Source organism: Rhizobium sp. J15, assembly GCF_002531825.1.
Taxonomy (GTDB): Bacteria; Pseudomonadota; Alphaproteobacteria; order Rhizobiales; family Rhizobiaceae; genus Rhizobium.
Map to the genome: position 1 here is coordinate 72,523 of NZ_NWSX01000002.1, position 15,771 is coordinate 88,293.

General features: G+C 62.2%; 15 protein-coding genes and 1 tRNA gene. 3 read left to right on the forward strand and 13 right to left on the reverse strand.

All coding sequences use genetic code 11. The features are described from left to right. Nucleotides 1–168 precede the first annotated feature (168 nt). Nucleotides 169–585 carry an MAPEG family protein gene (locus CO670_RS02330; protein WP_097588800.1) on the reverse strand — a complete coding sequence of 139 codons (417 nt, stop codon included), beginning with the start codon at nt 583–585 and terminating at the stop codon, nt 169–171. Nucleotides 586–691: 106 nt separating this feature from the next. After that, a complete protein-coding gene (locus CO670_RS02335) occupies nt 692–1,447 on the reverse strand; it encodes an SDR family oxidoreductase (RefSeq protein WP_097588998.1) in 756 nt (251 codons plus the stop codon). Nucleotides 1,448–1,540: 93 nt separating this feature from the next. On the opposite strand from CO670_RS02335, the gene CO670_RS02340 reads away from it, so the two are divergent. Beyond that, the gene (locus tag CO670_RS02340; RefSeq protein WP_097588801.1) at nt 1,541–2,458 is read left to right on the forward strand and encodes a LysR family transcriptional regulator; all 918 of its coding nucleotides are present in this window, start codon (nt 1,541–1,543) and stop codon (nt 2,456–2,458) included. Between the two features lie 8 nt (nt 2,459–2,466). Here CO670_RS02340 and CO670_RS02345 read toward each other — a convergent pair whose 3' ends face one another. From CO670_RS02345 to CO670_RS02355, 3 genes are all read right to left on the reverse strand, one after another. Then, complete coding sequence (locus CO670_RS02345; protein WP_097588802.1) at nt 2,467–3,021, reverse strand: hypothetical protein; 555 nt, start codon at nt 3,019–3,021, stop codon at nt 2,467–2,469. 1 nt (nt 3,022) lies between these two features. Further along, nucleotides 3,023–4,507 carry an IMP dehydrogenase gene (gene guaB / locus CO670_RS02350; RefSeq protein WP_097588803.1) on the reverse strand — a complete coding sequence of 495 codons (1,485 nt, stop codon included), beginning with the start codon at nt 4,505–4,507 and terminating at the stop codon, nt 3,023–3,025. 246 nt (nt 4,508–4,753) lie between these two features. Next, complete coding sequence (locus CO670_RS02355; RefSeq protein WP_097588804.1) at nt 4,754–5,746, reverse strand: MBL fold metallo-hydrolase; 993 nt, start codon at nt 5,744–5,746, stop codon at nt 4,754–4,756. A gap of 244 nt (nt 5,747–5,990) precedes the next feature. Between CO670_RS02355 and CO670_RS02360 the strand changes: the two genes are divergently transcribed. Next, a complete protein-coding gene (locus CO670_RS02360; protein WP_097588805.1) occupies nt 5,991–7,415 on the forward strand; it encodes an MFS transporter in 1,425 nt (474 codons plus the stop codon). A gap of 9 nt (nt 7,416–7,424) precedes the next feature. Here the strand turns inward: CO670_RS02360 and CO670_RS02365 are convergent, their stop codons facing one another. After that, a complete protein-coding gene (locus CO670_RS02365; protein WP_097588806.1) occupies nt 7,425–8,144 on the reverse strand; it encodes an RlmE family RNA methyltransferase in 720 nt (239 codons plus the stop codon). 8 nt (nt 8,145–8,152) lie between these two features. Further along, a complete protein-coding gene (locus tag CO670_RS02370; protein ID WP_097588807.1) occupies nt 8,153–9,712 on the reverse strand; it encodes a Ppx/GppA phosphatase family protein in 1,560 nt (519 codons plus the stop codon). A gap of 245 nt (nt 9,713–9,957) precedes the next feature. On the opposite strand from CO670_RS02370, the gene CO670_RS02375 reads away from it, so the two are divergent. Then, nucleotides 9,958–10,031: transfer RNA gene (locus tag CO670_RS02375), tRNA-Gln, on the forward strand. A gap of 145 nt (nt 10,032–10,176) precedes the next feature. On the opposite strand, the gene CO670_RS02380 is transcribed toward CO670_RS02375, so the two are convergent. Genes CO670_RS02380 through CO670_RS02405 form a run of 6 tightly spaced genes read right to left on the reverse strand, consistent with a single transcriptional unit; the run spans nt 10,177 to nt 15,738 of the window. Next, on the reverse strand, nt 10,177–10,476 hold the full coding sequence (locus CO670_RS02380) for an antibiotic biosynthesis monooxygenase family protein (RefSeq protein WP_097588808.1): 300 nt from the start codon (nt 10,474–10,476) through the stop codon (nt 10,177–10,179). Next, nucleotides 10,473–10,898 carry a cupin domain-containing protein gene (locus tag CO670_RS02385; protein ID WP_097588809.1) on the reverse strand — a complete coding sequence of 142 codons (426 nt, stop codon included), beginning with the start codon at nt 10,896–10,898 and terminating at the stop codon, nt 10,473–10,475. Before CO670_RS02385 ends, CO670_RS02380 begins: the two co-directional genes overlap by 4 nt. Before the next feature lie 12 nt (nt 10,899–10,910). Next, a complete protein-coding gene (locus CO670_RS02390; protein ID WP_097588810.1) occupies nt 10,911–12,290 on the reverse strand; it encodes an NAD-dependent succinate-semialdehyde dehydrogenase in 1,380 nt (459 codons plus the stop codon). Beyond that, nucleotides 12,287–13,117: a TIM barrel protein gene (locus CO670_RS02395; RefSeq protein ID WP_097588811.1), complete on the reverse strand. Its 831-nt coding sequence runs from the start codon at nt 13,115–13,117 to the stop codon at nt 12,287–12,289. The genes CO670_RS02390 and CO670_RS02395 overlap by 4 nt, the downstream gene beginning before the upstream one ends. Further along, a complete protein-coding gene (locus tag CO670_RS02400; protein ID WP_097588812.1) occupies nt 13,117–14,193 on the reverse strand; it encodes an Ldh family oxidoreductase in 1,077 nt (358 codons plus the stop codon). The genes CO670_RS02395 and CO670_RS02400 overlap by 1 nt, the downstream gene beginning before the upstream one ends. Nucleotides 14,194–14,226: 33 nt before the next feature. Further along, nucleotides 14,227–15,738 (reverse strand): tripartite tricarboxylate transporter permease, encoded by a 1,512-nt coding sequence (locus CO670_RS02405; protein ID WP_097588813.1) that lies wholly within the window; start codon nt 15,736–15,738, stop codon nt 14,227–14,229. Nucleotides 15,739–15,771: the final 33 nt, after the last annotated feature.

Below are 15,771 nucleotides of genomic sequence, written 5' to 3' on the forward strand. Positions count from 1 at the left end.
GACGAATCAATTTAAATATTAGTAACCATGTTCCTGAAATTATTCTTCGACCACGACGCCGCGTGTCTTTGCGGAGGCAGAACCCACGCTGCAACATCTTGAATTCTTGTGTAATTTCCCTGCTAAATCGATTCCAATCCAAGGAACCGTTCAGGAGCTCGGCGAGCGTCAGCCCATCGCCATCCAAACAGCCAACCAGCCCCACATGGCGGCCAGCGCAACATAGCCGGCGGCGAAGAGCGGGCTGCGGTAGCGCAAGTCGTTGCTGGTGACATGCACGCCGGCATGCGCGTAACGCAGGGCGACGAAGAGCCAGGCGAGGCAGACGCAAACAAGATTATCGGCCTCGGTGACATAGAGAAGAACACAGCAGGCGTAGAAGAGCACAGGCAATTCGAACTGGTTGGCCAGGCAGTTCTTGACGACCAGGCTTTCGGCGGGCTCGCCGCGATTTTCGCGGTAATCGGATTTCGCGATGCCGCCGGCGCGGACCATTTTTGCGCGACGAAGCCCAAGAAGCGCATAGAGACCGTAGACCAGGGCCACATGGGCGATGAGTGGCCAGAAGATTTCATAGCCGGTCATGGTCGCTGCTTCCTTTCCGCTTCCGCATGTTGTCGGCAGCATTAGCGGAAAGGAAAAGCGGATGCCAGCGGCTCGCCGCTGTGTAACCGCAAACCGGATATTGGTTTCACACCTGGGCGCTGCCGCCATCCACGAAGAGTTCGGCACCGGTAACGAAGCTGGAATCATCCGAGGCGAGGAAGAGTGCGGCAGCGGCAACCTCCTCGGCACGGCCGACCCTGCCCATTGGTACCTGCGCCGCCAGGGCAGCGAGCAAACCCTGCTGTTGGGCCGGGTCCTTACCCGCCAACTCGACCAGTCCGGTCGTTTCCGTCGGGCCGGGACTGAGCGTGTTGATCCGAATGCCGCGATCCTTCAAGTCGAGGATCCAGTTGCGCGCAAAGCTGCGCAAGGCGGCTTTCGATGCCGCGTAAACGCTGAAGGCGGGTGTGCCGGTGGAGCCTGCAGTCGACCCCGTCAGGATGACCGATGATCCCTGCGAGAGCAGTGGCAAGGCCTTCTGCACCGTAAAGAGAACCCCCTTCACGTTCCGATCGAACGTGTCGTCATACTGCTCTTCCGTGATTTCGCCGAGGGGCAACATGGAGCCGCCACCTGCGTTGACGAAGAGCACATCAACTCTCCCGGCCTCTGCCTTCACCTTCTCATAGACGCGATCAAGGTCGGCGAGGTTGGCTGAATCAGCCTGAATTCCCACAACTCCGCCGCCGATCTCAGCGATTGCTGCATCGAGAACATCCTTGCGACGGCCCGTGATAAAAACCCGTGCGCCCTCAGCCACGAAGCGCTTAGCCGCTGCAAGGCCAATGCCGGAAGTGGCACCGGTGATAACCGCAATCTTCGCATTCAATCGTTGTGTCATTGTCGTCTCCTTTTGGTTCGACTGAAGCTGAGATATGGACGAGGCTATCGTTTCGGAATAGAAAGAATTGAAAGCCATTGTTTCAGGAATGAAATGACCAAGTTTCCCGATTTCGAGGGACTGGCGATGTTCGCAAAGGTCGCCGAGGAGCGTTCTTTCGTGCGGGCCGCGCAGACGCTCGGCGTATCGGTTCCGACCGTTTCGCGAGCCATAAGCCGTCTTGAGCAGAGGCTGGGCGCAAGGCTCTTCAATCGCACCTCGCGGCAGCTCGCTTTGACCGATTTCGGCCTGCGACTGGTCGACAGCGCCGCACGGATCTATGCTGAGGCAGAGATGGCGGAGGACGCCGCCCGGGAGCTTGCGACCCGGCCGAAGGGGCTCATCAGGCTTGCCGCGCCGATGGACTTCGGGACACGCTGGCTGGCCCCGATCCTGCCTGACTTTTTCGAGCTCTTTCCGGAGATTTCCATCGACCTGCACATGAGCGACGCCGTCGTCGATATCGTGGGAGACGGCTTCGATGCGGCACTTAGAATCGCGGTGCTGCCGGATTCGTCATTGGTCGCGCGCAGGCTGACGCCGGTGGATCGCTTCATTCTCGCTGCACCCGCATACCTCGATCGCTACGGCGTACCGGGACATCCCCGCGAACTGGCGGCTGACCATTGCCTCGGATACGCCTACAGGGCGCGACAGGACGTCTGGCGTCTGCGCAACAATGAAGGCAAAGAGGAGGTCATCGTGCCAAGCGGCCCTCTCAGGGCCACCAACTCGCAAGCATTGGTGCCAATGGCGTTACGGGGCCTCGGGATCATCGAACTGCCCGAATTTCTCGCGCACGACTATCTCATCGACGGCCAGCTGACGCCAATCCTTCCCGACTGGACGCTGCCGACCGGCGCACTGTATTTCGTCACACCTTCGGCTCGGAGCCGGCCAGCGAAGCTCGAGGTCCTTTCCGATTTCATGATGGCGAGACTGTCAAAGCCGGTTTGGCGGCAGAGGAGCTGATAGCTGCTTCAATCTCGGCCCGGCGACAGCCAACGGCCGATGGCAAGCCTGACAAGGACGATGAACGAGATGGCGAGGCACGCGAATTTCAGCCGTGTCATCCATGGCAGCAGCTGCGCGGCGAGGCCTGCGGAAGGACTGTCGCCGAAGGCGATCAGACTTGAGATATTCTCGCCGTAGTCGGCGATGCCGTAGACGAACGGCAGCAGATAGACCGCGCGACCGACGAGCGGGGGCAGCGATCGTCCAAACCAGGCATCGACAGGCCCGAGCCTCAGGAAGGCGAGGAACAGCAGCGCCGTCAGCAAGGCCGGAAAGATCAGCTCCGGCCCGAAATACATGGCGCTCAGCAGTCTCGCCGCCGTCTCGTTCTCATCCAGCAGCTTCTGCATATGGAAGACGGCCGACTCGTCGTAACCGGCGAAATAGGTGTCCAGCACCGCCTGCCCGGTTTCGTGCTTGAAGGGCACGACGAAGCCGAAGGTCGTCCAGGCGAGCACGGCAAGGCAGAGAGCTGCGAGCAGCGCGACCACCCAGAGGGGAATCCCGCTGCCCGCCTTCATGTCAGAGACCGGCGCCCGGATAGTTCGGGCTTTCGCGGGTGATCGTCACGTCATGGGCGTGGCTTTCGCGAAGACCGGCGCCGGAGATGCGCACGAAAGTGGCGCGTCCCTGGAAATCCTTGATGTCCTTGCCGCCGACATAGCCCATGGCCGCCTTGAGGCCGCCCGCGAGCTGGTGGACGACGGCCGAGACCGGCCCCTTGTACGGCACCTGGCCTTCGATACCCTCCGGCACGAGCTTCAGCGTGTCGCGCACTTCCGCCTGGAAATAACGGTCGGCCGAGCCGCGGGCCATGGCGCCGACGGAGCCCATGCCGCGATAGGCCTTGAAGGAGCGGCCCTGGTAGAGATAGACCTCGCCCGGGCTCTCATCGGTGCCGGCCAGCAGCGAGCCGATCATGACGGCGGAAGCACCGGCGGCGATCGCCTTGGCAAGGTCGCCGGAGAACTTGATGCCGCCATCGGCGATGACGGGCACATCCTGATCCTGTGCGGCCTGAACCGCCGACATGATGGCGGCGAGCTGAGGAACGCCGACGCCGGCGACGATGCGCGTCGTGCAGATCGAGCCCGGGCCGATGCCGACCTTGACGGCGTCAGCTCCGGCATCGATCAGCGCCCTCGTGCCGTCATAGGTGGCGACATTGCCGGCCATGATCCTGACCGAGTTGGAAAGCTTCTTCACCCGGGTGACGGCGTCGAGAACGCGCTGCGAATGGCCATGGGCGGTATCGACGACCAGAAGATCGACGCCGGCCTCGATCAGCCGCTCGGCGCGCTCGAAGCCGTCATCGCCGACGCTGATGGCGGCGGCGGCGCGAAGCCTGCCCTGCGCATCCTTGGAGGCGTTCGGGTTCAACTGCGACTTCTCGATGTCCTTGACGGTGATGAGGCCGACGCAACGGCCTTCGGTGTCGACCACCAGCAGCTTTTCGATGCGATGCGAATGCAGCAGGCGCTTGGCTTCCTGCTGGTCGACGTTTTCCTTGACGGTGACCAGATTGTCCTTGGTCATCAGCTCGTGGATCTTCTGCTCCGGATCGGAGGCGAAGCGGACGTCGCGGTTGGTGAGGATGCCGACGAGGCGGCCGGACTTTTCGACGACGGGAATGCCCGAAATGCCGTGCGACTTCATCAGGCCCAGCGCTTCGGCGAGCTTCGCCTCCGGACCGATGGTGACGGGATTGACGACCATGCCGCTTTCGAACTTCTTCACCTGGCGGACCTCTTCGGCCTGCTCGACCGGCGTCAGGTTGCGGTGGATGACGCCGAGGCCGCCGGCCTGGGCCATGGCGATCGCCAGCCGGCTTTCGGTGACGGTGTCCATGGCCGAAGAGAGGATCGGGATGTTGAGGTCGAAGTCGCGGGCGATGCGGGTTGCGATATTCGTCTGGCCGGGCATGACCTCGGAGTGACCGGGCTGCAGCAGCACGTCGTCGAAGGTGAGCGCGTCCGCGCCGGTTGCCGTTTCTATGATGCGTGCCATCGCCAAATTCCTTCAGTTAAGAAAAATGCAACCCGTCCCGGAAACGAATCGTCCGCCCCGGCGGTGTGCATGAGTTGCTTGGAAGTTGGCGAGGGCTGGTAACACGTCTATGACAGGAAGGAAATAGCAAAAAGCCCGGCATGTGCGCCGGGCTCGTCATGGGTGCCATGCATCCAAAGCGCATCGCGTCAAACTTGGTCGATGCGACGCTCTACCGCCGCACACTTCCAGGCGACATGCGGTCGATCAGATGTCGAACTGATAGGTCTTCGGCACGAAACGATAGCCGGTCTCCTGCTTCTCGGCGAAGCCGACCGCCGGGAACGGCATGTGGTAGCCGAGAAAGGCGATCTTATCGGTGGCAATCATGTCGAAAACCTTGCGGCGGGCGGTTGCGGCCTGCGCCTTGTCCATATCGAAGCGCACTTCCCAATCCGGGCGCAGCAGCGACAGGATATAGTGGTTGGCCGTATCGCCGGTCAGCACCAGGCGCTTTCCTTCCGATTCGACATGGAACACCATATGCCCGGGGCTGTGACCGGCAGCCAGCATCGCCGTCATGCCGGACGCGACGCTGTCGCCATCCTTGATGAAGGTGGCTTTTTCGACGAGCGGCGTCACATTGGCGAGCACGGCCTTGTGGCCGCCTTCGGCCGGCGTGCCTTCGCGCGCCTTGTTCGACCAGAAATCATATTCGGCCTGGCCGATGACATAGCGGGCATTCTTGAAGGCCGGTGCGCCGTTTTCCATCAGCCCGCCGATATGGTCGCCATGCAGATGGGTGAGCGCGACGATGGTGACGTCGTCTGCCGAATATCCGGCGGCTTTCAGTCCCTCGGCAAGCTGGCCAGCCCCGCGCGCGCGGCCGCCGGCGCCGAAGCCGGTATCGACGAGAATGACATCCGAACCGGTGTCGATGAGAGCCGGCGAATAGCCGTTCACGAACTTGTCGGCCGGCAGGAAGTTGGTGGTCAGCAAAGTCTTGACGGTTTCGGGATCCTGATTGGTGCCGAAGGTCTCATAGGGCTTTTCGGAAATGTTGATGCCGTCGCGTACGACGGTGAGCTTATAGGAACCGAGCTTGAATTGATTGATTTCAGGCAAAGGCGCTGCATTCATATTGCTGCTTTCTCCAGTCGCGGCCGCTTCGGCCTTCTGTCTTAAAATCATCGGCGCCGCCAGCAAGCCGAGGCCTGCGGCAAAAAGCGTGCGTCGCTTCATTCGCGTTGAAATTGCCATATCCACTCCCCTATGATGCGCGGCGTCTCGCCACACTGCCCCGACAATTCGCCAGCCGGGGGCCCTGCCCCGGCCAAGCAAACATATGTCAATCTTGACAGGCGAGAATGTCGGACAAGCCATCTCACGCAGACGTGAACCAAACGTGTCATCCAGGCAGATTGAAGGATTGGCAGGCTTTGGAAGTGGGACTACACAGCAAGCACCTTTCCTGATCCAATCCGCGGCCTATCAAGGCTCCCCTATGAACCGCATCGTCCCGCTGATTCTCGCCGTCGCCCTCTTCATGGAGCAGATGGATTCCACCGTGATTTCGACGGCGCTGCCGGCGATCGCTAGGGATCTCCATGTCGGACCGATCACGCTGAAGCTGGCGCTGACCTCCTACATGGTGGCGCTCGCCGTGTTCATTCCGGTCAGCGGCTGGATGGCCGACAGGTTCGGCGCCAAGAAGATCTTCCGCCTTGCCATCTCCGTCTTCGTCGTCGGCTCGATCTTTTGCGCCGTCTCGTCCAACCTTGTCGAATTCGTCTTCGCCCGCTTCCTGCAGGGCATGGGCGGGGCGATGATGACGCCGGTCGGCCGCCTCGTCCTCGTGCGCACCACGCAGCGCAGCGACCTCGTCTCGGCCATGGCGCTGCTGACCATTCCGGCGCTCGTCGGCCCGCTCACCGGCCCGCCGCTCGGCGGCTTCATCACCACCTATTTCAGCTGGCACTGGATCTTTTTGATCAACGTTCCGGTCGGCATCATCGGCATCTGGCTTGCGACGATCTTCCTGCCGGAGGTGGAAGCGACGGCGCCGCCGAAGCTCGATCTCACCGGCTTCGTGCTCACCTCGCTTGCGGCCGCAGGCGTCGTCTTCGGCCTGTCGGTGGTCAGCCTGCCGGCCCTACCCCCGATGATCGGCATCACCGCCACCTTGATCGGCCTTGCCAGCGGCTTCCTCTATGTCGGCCATGCCAGGCGTCACCCGGCGCCGATCCTCAACCTCAACCTGTTCAGGAATCCGACCTTCCGGGCCTCGACCACGGGCGGCAATCTCTTTCGGATCTGCGTTGGGGCCATGCCGTTCCTCACGCCGCTGATGCTGCAGCTCGGCTTCGGACTGACGCCGTTCCAATCCGGCCTCATCACCTTTGCCGGGGCGATCGGTGCGATCACGACGAAGTTCATGGCCAAGCGCGTCTTCGCCGCCACCGGCTTCCGCACGACGCTTATCTGCGCCGCCATGGTGACGACCGGAGTGACCGTCATCACCGGCTTCTTCACGCCGGCAACCCCGCATCTCGTCATCATCGGCGTGCTGCTTCTTGGCGGCTTCTCCCGCTCCTTCATGTTCACCGGCGTCAATGCGCTTGCTTTCGCCGAGATCGACGATGCCGAAGCCAGCCAGGCGACATCGATGAGTTCGGTGATGCAGCAGATCAGCCTGGCGCTCGGCGTCGCGGTCGCAGCCGCGATCCTGGAAACCTCGATCTATTTCCGCGGCGAGGCGTTGCAGGTGGCCGATTTCCACCTCGCCTTCTACATCATCGCCGGACTGACGGTCGTTGCGACCATTCCCTTCTTCAAGATGGACGGCAATGCCGGGGCGGTCGTTTCCGGCCACCGCTCGAGGCGCATGGCGGCATCGGCTGGTGAAGCAGAGCAGCCGGCAGTAAAATAGGCCAGAAAATCAGGCTTCCGGCTCTTCGCCTTCCGCCTTGCGGCCTTTGAAGCCCTTGGCGAGCAGGAACATCTCGACCGATTCGGCGCGAGACGAGTTCGGCTTGACATGGACGACCTGGCGGAAATTCTGCTTCAGCATGGCGAGCAGTTCGCGCTCGGTGCCGCCCTGGAAGGTCTTGGTGAGGAAATGTCCGCCCTCCCCCAGCACCTCGATGGCGAAATGGGCCGCCACCTCGCAGAGGTGCATTGTGCGCAGATGGTCGGTGCGGTGATGGCCGGTGGTGGGTGCCGCCATGTCCGATATGACGAGATCGGGCGTGCCGCCGACGGCCTCCATCAGCTTTTCCGGCGCCGTCGGGTCGAGGAAATCGAGCTGCAGGAACTTCACGCCCGGCAGCTGGGCCATTTCGAGAAAGTCGATCGCGGCCACGCGGATATCCTCATCCGTCGAGCCGGTGACCTTGGCGGCGATCTGCGACCAGCTGCCGGGAGCAGCCCCGAGATCGATGATGCGCTTGGCGCCGCGCAGGATATGGTATTTCTCGTCGATCTCCAGCAGCTTGAAGGCGGCGCGGGCGCGATAGCCCTCAAGCTGGGCGCGCTGCACATAGGGATCGTTGATGTGGCGCTGCAGCCACTGGCGGGAGGACGCCTTCATCTTCTTGTTCTTGACGCGCTGGCCGAGCTTGCGGCCGGTGCGGTTTCCCGCGATCGGTGCCTTGGTCATGCCTTCCCCTATCTAGCCCGCTGGCCGCGGCGATTGCGATTGCGCCGCCACACACCGTCATCGGCCATCATGTCGGTCAGCAGGCCTTCCCTCAAGCCGCGATCGGCAACACGCATGCGCGGGCTCGGCCAGCGGCGGCGGATCGCCTCGAGGATGGCGCAGCCGGCAAGCACGAGGTCGGCGCGATCGGGCCCTATGCAGGGATTGGCGGCGCGGCTTGCGAAATCCCAGGAGAGCAGTTTTGCCTGCATGGCTGAGACCTCGCCATCGGACAGCCAGATGCCGTCGACCTTGCGCCGGTCATAACGCGGCAGGTCGAGATGGACGCCGGCGAGCGTCGTGACCGTGCCCGACGTGCCGATCAGGTGAAAATCGCCGCTCTGGGCGATCTCGATCTCCGGGCAGTCGAAACCACCGAGCATGCCTTCGACCTCACGCACCATGCCTTCGAAGAGCTCCGGCGTCACGTCGCGTCCGCCGTGGCGCTCCGACAGCGTCACGACGCCGACCGGCAGCGAAGTCCAGTGGGTGATGTGATTGGCCAGCCGGCTGAAGCGATTGTCGCCGATACGGATGACGGCGATTTCCGACGAGCCGCCGCCGATATCGAAAAGCACGACGGAGCGTGTCTCCCGCCCGACGAGCGACGAGCAGCCGGAAACGGCAAGCCGCGCTTCCGTTTCGCGGTCGATGATTTCGAGCGCAAGACCGGTTTCGGCGACGACCCGGCGGAGAAACTCCTCGCCATTGATCGCCTGACGGCAGGCTTCGGTGGCGATCAGCCGCATGCGCCGGATTTCCCGATTCCTCAGCTTGGAGGCGCAGATCCTCAAGGCTTCGATCGCCCGGTCCATCGCGTCGTCCGACAGACGGCCGCTCGCCGCAAGGCCTTCGCCGAGACGGACGATACGCGAGAAAGCATCGACGACGCGGAACTGCCCCGGGCGGGTCGGCTGAGCGATAAGGAGACGGCAATTGTTCGTGCCGAGATCGAGCGCGGCGTAGAGCTCCTCCGGCCACGCATGCTCGCCGGCCTGGCGATCGCCGTCGCGACCGGGACGAACGTCACCATCCTGACGGCCCTTGCGGATCACGCTCGCGCCATTCGGCGTTTCGCGCGGCTCGACACTGCGCGCCGTCTGCTCCATATGGCTTTCACGCTGCAGCGAAGGCTTTGCCGGCGCCAGCGGCCGGCCCTGCAGGCCGCGCTTGCCGCGATGCTTGCGGCGGTTGCGCCGGCTCGGCACCGAATCGCCATCGACCCGGCCGGAGTGACCTGCCGCGGCCGCCTGTTCCATCGCATGGGGCTGAAGTGAACCGTCCTGCGCAACGCCTTGTCCGCCACGGCGGCGGCGCTTTCGCTTGCGGGCCGGATTCCCGGCTGCATCCTCTATCGGGCGCGCAGACTGTCCGGCATTGCCGGAAAGCTCATGCGAAGCGGGATGAGCCGCGCTGCGGGTTTGCCCGCCACGCTTGCCCTTGCGGCGCCTGGACTTCTTGCCGTCCCTGCGCCCTACCGCCGACGCCCCGTCAAATTGCGGCTTGGCGCCGCCTTCGGGGTCTTCCACGTTCGTTTTCCATCGCGCCGCGCAAGTCCCAAAGGTATGCAGCTGGCGCTCATTCGATTTTTGCGTTGCCGCAAAGATATCAGCGCCCGCCGAAATCGCCAAATTCTTTTTTGGACAAGGGATTTGCGGATAAGTTGCCCGGGTCCCTTGCAGCACCGGATTTTTTTCAAAACAGGTATTTGCAATCCTCAGGCTTTTGTTTATAAGCGCCGCACACCAGCCGAACCGCCCGCCGGTTTGCCTGCTGGGGAATAGTTCAATGGTAGAACAGCGGACTCTGACTCCGTCGATCTTGGTTCGAATCCAGGTTCCCCAGCCAATTCTCTCTGAATCCCCTTAATTCCTTGATTTTCAATCGTATCGGATCGCGTTCAGGCATCCGCGGTTTTGACGTCGGGCTCGCCAAAGCAGCGATCGGTAGGGTCAGGGCAAAGCTGCGGCCGCAGCGCGTTTCCTATGCGTGATCAGCCATAGAAAGCGGTGCATTCCGAATGGGTGACGCTCGGCGGGCCGTCGAAGTACGGACCGACAAGTTTGCGCCATTCCTGGAAATCGTCGGAATTGCGGAAGTCGACAACGTGGTCGTCGACCGTCTCCCATTTCACCACGAGGCGATAGATTGATGGCGTCTGGACGACCCGATGGAGGGATAGGCCGTGGCATCCCTTGGCGCGCAGGAATAGCGGCGCGGCCTTGCCGACACCCTCCTCGAACAACCGCTCGCTGCCAGTCTTCACGGTGATCTCGGCAACTTCAAGAATCATTGGCCCGTTCCTGCCTGATGACCGTGTTCGGCATCGATGGCGCGTTCCTCACCCGTCGCGATCATGGTTCGCGTTGCGTCGATCGATGCATAGATCCAGAAGATCCGCATCGGCTTATCCGTGGCGTTGATGAAACGATGCGGGACGTTGGCAGGAATCCACGTCGTATCGTTGGTATCGAGGTGATGCCTGATACCATCGATCTCCGCGATCGCCTGCCCCTCGATGACCATGACGCTCTCTTCGCAATTGTGCTTGTGCAAGCCGATGGCGGCCCCCGGATCAAAGGCGGTGATACCGTTGATCATGCTGGTCGAGCCGCATTTGCGCGTGACGAGCGGAGTCGTGCGCGCGCCACCGCCGCGGTCGTTCGTCTTCAGGTCGCGGGGGCGCAGAATTGCAGGCTGGGCCGATGAGGTCATAATTGTCATTCCTTATTTTGCGGCGCTGGCCGGACCGATCCAGATGGTCTTGATGTTCACGAATTCCCGGATCCCGTAGACGCCGAGTTCACGGCCGTATCCGGACCGCTTGATCCCGCCGAAGGGATAGCGGGGATCGGACGCCACCATACCGTTGATGAAGACGGCACCCGCATCGAGATCGCGGGCGAGCTCACGGGCACGCTTGACGTCGCGGCTCCAGATCGCCGAGCCAAGCCCGAATTCCGTCTGGTTTGCGAGGCGGATCGCTTCTGCGGCAGTCTTCACCCGAACGATGGCGGCAACCGGCCCGAAGGTTTCTTCCCGGAACGCGGTCATCTCGGGCGTTACGCGATCGAGAACGGTCGGCGGATAGTAGAAACCCTCGCCTTCCAGCGGCTTTCCGCCCATGGTCAGCGTGGCGCCGGCAGCAACTGTTTTCTCGACCTGGGCATGGAGGCCCGTCATAAGGTTGGCGCGCGCCATCGGACCGATGTTGGTATCGCGTTCCATCGGATCGCCGATCTTCAGCTTGGCAACGCCGGCACAGAACAGCTCGACGAACCGATCGGCGACACTCTCCTCCACGATGAAGCGCTTGGCGTTGACGCAGGACTGGCCGACATTGATGTAGCGTGCCTTGACCGCGACCGCTGCCGCTTCTTCGAGATCGGCATCAGCAAGGACGATGAACGGATCGGAGCCGCCGAGTTCAAGCACTTGCTTCTTCAGCGCTTTGCCTGCCTGCGCAGCAACGATCGCGCCGACTTCCGTCGAGCCGGTCAGGGTGACGGCGGCAATGCGGTCGTCCTCGATCAGGCCTGCAACCTTCCCCGGCTCGATCAGAAGCGTGCGGAACAAGCCGCTTGGGCAGCCGGCCTCCGCCATCACCTCCTCGATCGCAAGCGCGCATTGCGGCACATTGTTGGCATGCTTCAGGATCGCCCCGTTGCCGGCGGCAAAGGCCGGCGCGGCAAACCGGAAGAACTGCCAGAAAGGGTAGTTCCACGGCATGATGGCGAGAACGACGCCAAGAGGATCGAAAGCGACGGCACTCTCGGAAGCATTGGATTTGAGGGGCTCGTCGGCGAGATATTGCGGAGCATGCGCCGCGTAGAAATCGCAGTTGTAGGCGCACTTCTCGATTTCGGCTTCCGCCTCGACAATCGGCTTGCCCATTTCGAGGGTGATCATTTCCGCATAACGAGACTTGTTGGCCCGGAGAACCTTCGCCATCCCGCTCAAGAGGCCAACCCGTTCGCTGACGGGAACCTTCCGCCAGGTTTTCTGAGCCTCGGCGGCGGCAGAGAGCGCAGCCTCGACATAGCCGTCGTCATGGAGCTCATAGCGCGCCAGTTCGCTTCCGTTCGTGGGATTGATCGCCGTTATCATTCGGGCCTCCTGTATTTGCGTTCTTGCTTGGCATTTGCTGCCATGAATTGCTTCCAGCGCGGCAGGAAGGCAGCGCTATCGACCGTGGTTTTCGACGGGACGTATTCGAAGCCGATCGCCCCTTCGAAAGCCTGGGATTGCAGGAGCTTGAGCAGCGCTTCAAAATCAACGGTTCCGGTTTCCGGCTCATGCCTGCCGGGGTGGTCGGCGATGTGGATATGGCCGATCCGGTAGTGGTTCGCAGCGATCCAGGCTTCAAGCCCAACGCCATTCGCACAGGCATGATAGGTATCGACGAGGAGCGAGATGTTGCCCGGTCCGAACATGTCCTGAACCTTGGCGGCATGCTCAAGCGTCGACATGGCATAGCCTGGCACGGCAGCGTCGCTGATCGCCTCGATCAGCACCTTGACCGATGTGCCTGCCGTACGCTCGACCGCATAGGCCAGGTTGCCCTGATAGGTTTTGGCGATGGAAGCGCCGTCGCTCGCCGACGGAACCCCTGCCATCGGGTGCACAAAAGGACAATCGACGGCGATCGCATAGTCGAGGGCGCGATCGAATTGCTCACGAAAGCCCGCCTCCCGTCCGGGGATGGCTGCGAGCCCCTTCTCACCCCGGCTGGCGTCGCCGACGGCAGCCGCCATCTGCGAGAGGACAAGTCCGCAGCGTGCCAGTTCCGCCCGCATATCCGCCGGGGGAATCGCAAAGGGTTGCGGATGCTCGATCGCCGTGAAACCGGCATCTGCCGCAGCCGCAATCCGTTCAAAGAGCGGCAGCTCGGTAAAGAGATAGCCGATATGGGCTGACCATCGGTTTTGCGGCATCAGGCAGCCTCGCCCTCAGACCGTCCACGGGGAAAAGCGGCCCCGATACGCTCGCCTTCCCTCGTCAGGTCGGCGATGACATTTGCGGTGATCGGAACACCGGTTTTCGAGCGCTCCTCTTCCCGCCGCTGTTCCGGTTCGCCAGGCATCATGATCTCGTCGACGCCGGCCGCCCTGGGCAGTTTCTTGATGCGCTCGTAGAATTCGTCCATGCGGGCTTCGAAATTCTCCAGCGACATGAACAGGTCGGGTTTGATGGCAAAGAACAGATGCCCGACGTTCTGCGGTTCGCTGTGATCGAAATAGAGGCTCCTCACGTCGCCGCCAAAATTCGCGCCCGTGAGCACTCCGGACATCAAGTCCATCAGCGTCGCGAGCACAGAGCCTTTCACGCCGCCGAACGGAAGGCAGACGCCCTCGAAAGCTTTTGCGGCGTCGGTCGTGGGGTTGCCGTCGACATCAAGCGCGAGGCCTTCGGCAATCGCCTCGCCTTTCATGGCCGCAAGGCGAATCTTGCCGCGGGCGATTACCGTCATCGCCATGTCCATGACATAGGGTGCATACTTGCCGCCAGGTATTCCGGCGGCGATGGGGCTTGCACCGAGGAACGTCGTTCGGCCGCCCCACATGGGGATCGCAGGCGACGAATTGGTGAAGATCATCGAGATATAACCGGCTTCGATTGCCTGCAGAGCATAGAGCGCGCCCATGCCGAAATGCGTGCTGCGATGGACGCCGACGAGACCGATGCCGTTCCGGCCCGCGAGCGAAACGGCCTCGTCCATCGCCTTGTGAGAGGCGATGAAGCCCATGCCGTTGTTGCCATCGACGATGGACACGGCGCCCGCCACCTTTTCCACCGTGACATCAGGGCGCGGATTGACAAGCCCGCGCTGCAGCCGCTCGACATACATTGGAATGCGCGAGACGCCGTGGGAGTCGATGCCGCGAAGGTTCGCCTTCACCAGATCCCGAGCGATGACGGCTGCGTCCGCATCGGACATGCCGGTGCCAACGAAGACCTTCCTCGCAAAGGCAATCAGTTCGTCCGCTTGGAAATATTTGACTGTAGACATAGCAAGCTCCCTGAATTGGCTGGCGGCGTTCGCTCAGACGTTTGGAGACGTTTCCCGTTCATGGCGCGCGGCACGCCAGCGATAGATGGTCGGGAGAATGACAAGCGTTACGGCAACGATCAGCAGCGCCAGCGAAATCGGGTGGGTGAAGAAGACACTTACATCGCCCTGGCTGATCGTCAGTGCGCGGCGGAATTGCTGCTCGGCGAGCGGTCCAAGGATCAGGCCGACGATGCACGGAGCGACGGGTACGTTCAGAACCCGCATGCCGAAGCCGACGAGGCCAATGATCCAGAGGATCGCAACATCGACAATGTTGTTGTTGAGCGTGTAGGCACCCATCGTCGCAAAGAGCAGAATGCCGGAATAGAGCCAGGGCCGCGGAATGTTCAGAAGCTTCACCCACACACCCGCGAGCGGCAGGTTAAGAAGCAGCAGCATGACGTTTCCGATATAGAGGCTCGCGATCAGGCCCCAGACCAGTTCGGGATTGTTATCGAACAGAAGCGGTCCGGGCTGGATGCCGTATTGCTGGAAGGCGGCCAGCATGATCGCCGCGGTCGCCGACGTCGGCAGCCCGAGAGCAAGCAGCGGAGCAAGAACGCCGGCGGCCGACGCATTGTTTGCCGCTTCCGGTCCCGCCACCGCCTCAATCGCTCCGTGGCCGAACTCTTCCGGGTTCTTCGATAGGCGTTTCTCCGTGAGATAGGACAGGAAGGTCGGGATCTCGCTTCCGCCGGCGGGCAAGGCGCCAATCGGGAAACCGAGCGCGGTACCACGCAGCCATGGCTTCCAGGACCGGCGCCAGTCTTCGCGGCTCAGCCATTTGGATCCCTTGAGCTGGTAGATTTCCTCCGTCTCGAAACAATGGCGCGCGACGGTGAAGAGTGTTTCGCCGACGGCGAAGAGGCCGACGGCAACCACCACGACGTCTATTCCATCGAGGAGTTCCGATATGCCGAGCGTGAAACGCGCCTGGCCTGTTTGCAGGTCGATGCCCACCAACCCGAGCGCCAAGCCGAACAGAAGGCTGGCCAGTCCCCGCGAAAGCGAATCTCCCAGAACCGCAGTCACGGTCGTCAGCGCGAGAAGCATCAAGGCAAAATACTCGGTCGGACCGAACAGCAGCGCCAGTTTGACCATCAGCGGCGCAACGAATGTCAGCGCGATCGTGGCGATCGTCCCGGCAACGAACGATCCGATGGCGGCCGTCGCCAGGGCCTGTGCGCCACGCCCCTTTCGCGCCATTGCATGGCCGTCCAGGGCAGTCACGATCGATGCGGATTCACCCGGTGTATTCAGGAGGATCGAGGTGGTGGAACCGCCATACATGGCGCCGTAGTAGATGCCGGCGAACATGATGAAGGCGCTGGTCGGGTCGAGCCCGTAGGTGACGGGAAGAAGCAGGGCCACGGTAAGCGCCGGGCCAATTCCTGGCAGAACCCCAATTGCCGTTCCGAGCGTCACTCCGACGAGAGACCAGAACAGATTGTAAGGCGTTACCGCGACGGCGAAGCCGTGAAAGAGTGCTGCTAATGTATCCATGATCAGTCCGCCCTTTGGGCATGAGAAATATGC

Excerpts from the sequence above, each read along its gene's own strand:
- CO670_RS02385 (WP_097588809.1), bottom strand. The coding sequence starts at position 10,898 with ATGACCTCATCGGCCCAGCCTGCAATTCTGCGCCCCCGCGACCTGAAG.
- CO670_RS02395 (WP_097588811.1), bottom strand. The coding sequence starts at position 13,117 with ATGCCGCAAAACCGATGGTCAGCCCATATCGGCTATCTCTTTACCGAG.
- CO670_RS02400 (WP_097588812.1), bottom strand. The coding sequence starts at position 14,193 with ATGTCTACAGTCAAATATTTCCAAGCGGACGAACTGATTGCCTTTGCG.
- guaB (WP_097588803.1), bottom strand. The coding sequence starts at position 4,507 with ATGGCACGCATCATAGAAACGGCAACCGGCGCGGACGCGCTCACCTTC.
- CO670_RS02340 (WP_097588801.1), top strand. The coding sequence starts at position 1,541 with ATGACCAAGTTTCCCGATTTCGAGGGACTGGCGATGTTCGCAAAGGTC.
- CO670_RS02360 (WP_097588805.1), top strand. The coding sequence starts at position 5,991 with ATGAACCGCATCGTCCCGCTGATTCTCGCCGTCGCCCTCTTCATGGAG.
- CO670_RS02335 (WP_097588998.1), bottom strand. The coding sequence starts at position 1,447 with ATGACACAACGATTGAATGCGAAGATTGCGGTTATCACCGGTGCCACT.
- CO670_RS02380 (WP_097588808.1), bottom strand. The coding sequence starts at position 10,476 with ATGATTCTTGAAGTTGCCGAGATCACCGTGAAGACTGGCAGCGAGCGG.
- CO670_RS02330 (WP_097588800.1), bottom strand. The coding sequence starts at position 585 with ATGACCGGCTATGAAATCTTCTGGCCACTCATCGCCCATGTGGCCCTG.
- CO670_RS02355 (WP_097588804.1), bottom strand. The coding sequence starts at position 5,746 with ATGGCAATTTCAACGCGAATGAAGCGACGCACGCTTTTTGCCGCAGGC.
- CO670_RS02390 (WP_097588810.1), bottom strand. The coding sequence starts at position 12,290 with ATGATAACGGCGATCAATCCCACGAACGGAAGCGAACTGGCGCGCTAT.
- CO670_RS02365 (WP_097588806.1), bottom strand. The coding sequence starts at position 8,144 with ATGACCAAGGCACCGATCGCGGGAAACCGCACCGGCCGCAAGCTCGGC.
- CO670_RS02405 (WP_097588813.1), bottom strand. The coding sequence starts at position 15,738 with ATGGATACATTAGCAGCACTCTTTCACGGCTTCGCCGTCGCGGTAACG.
- CO670_RS02345 (WP_097588802.1), bottom strand. The coding sequence starts at position 3,021 with ATGAAGGCGGGCAGCGGGATTCCCCTCTGGGTGGTCGCGCTGCTCGCA.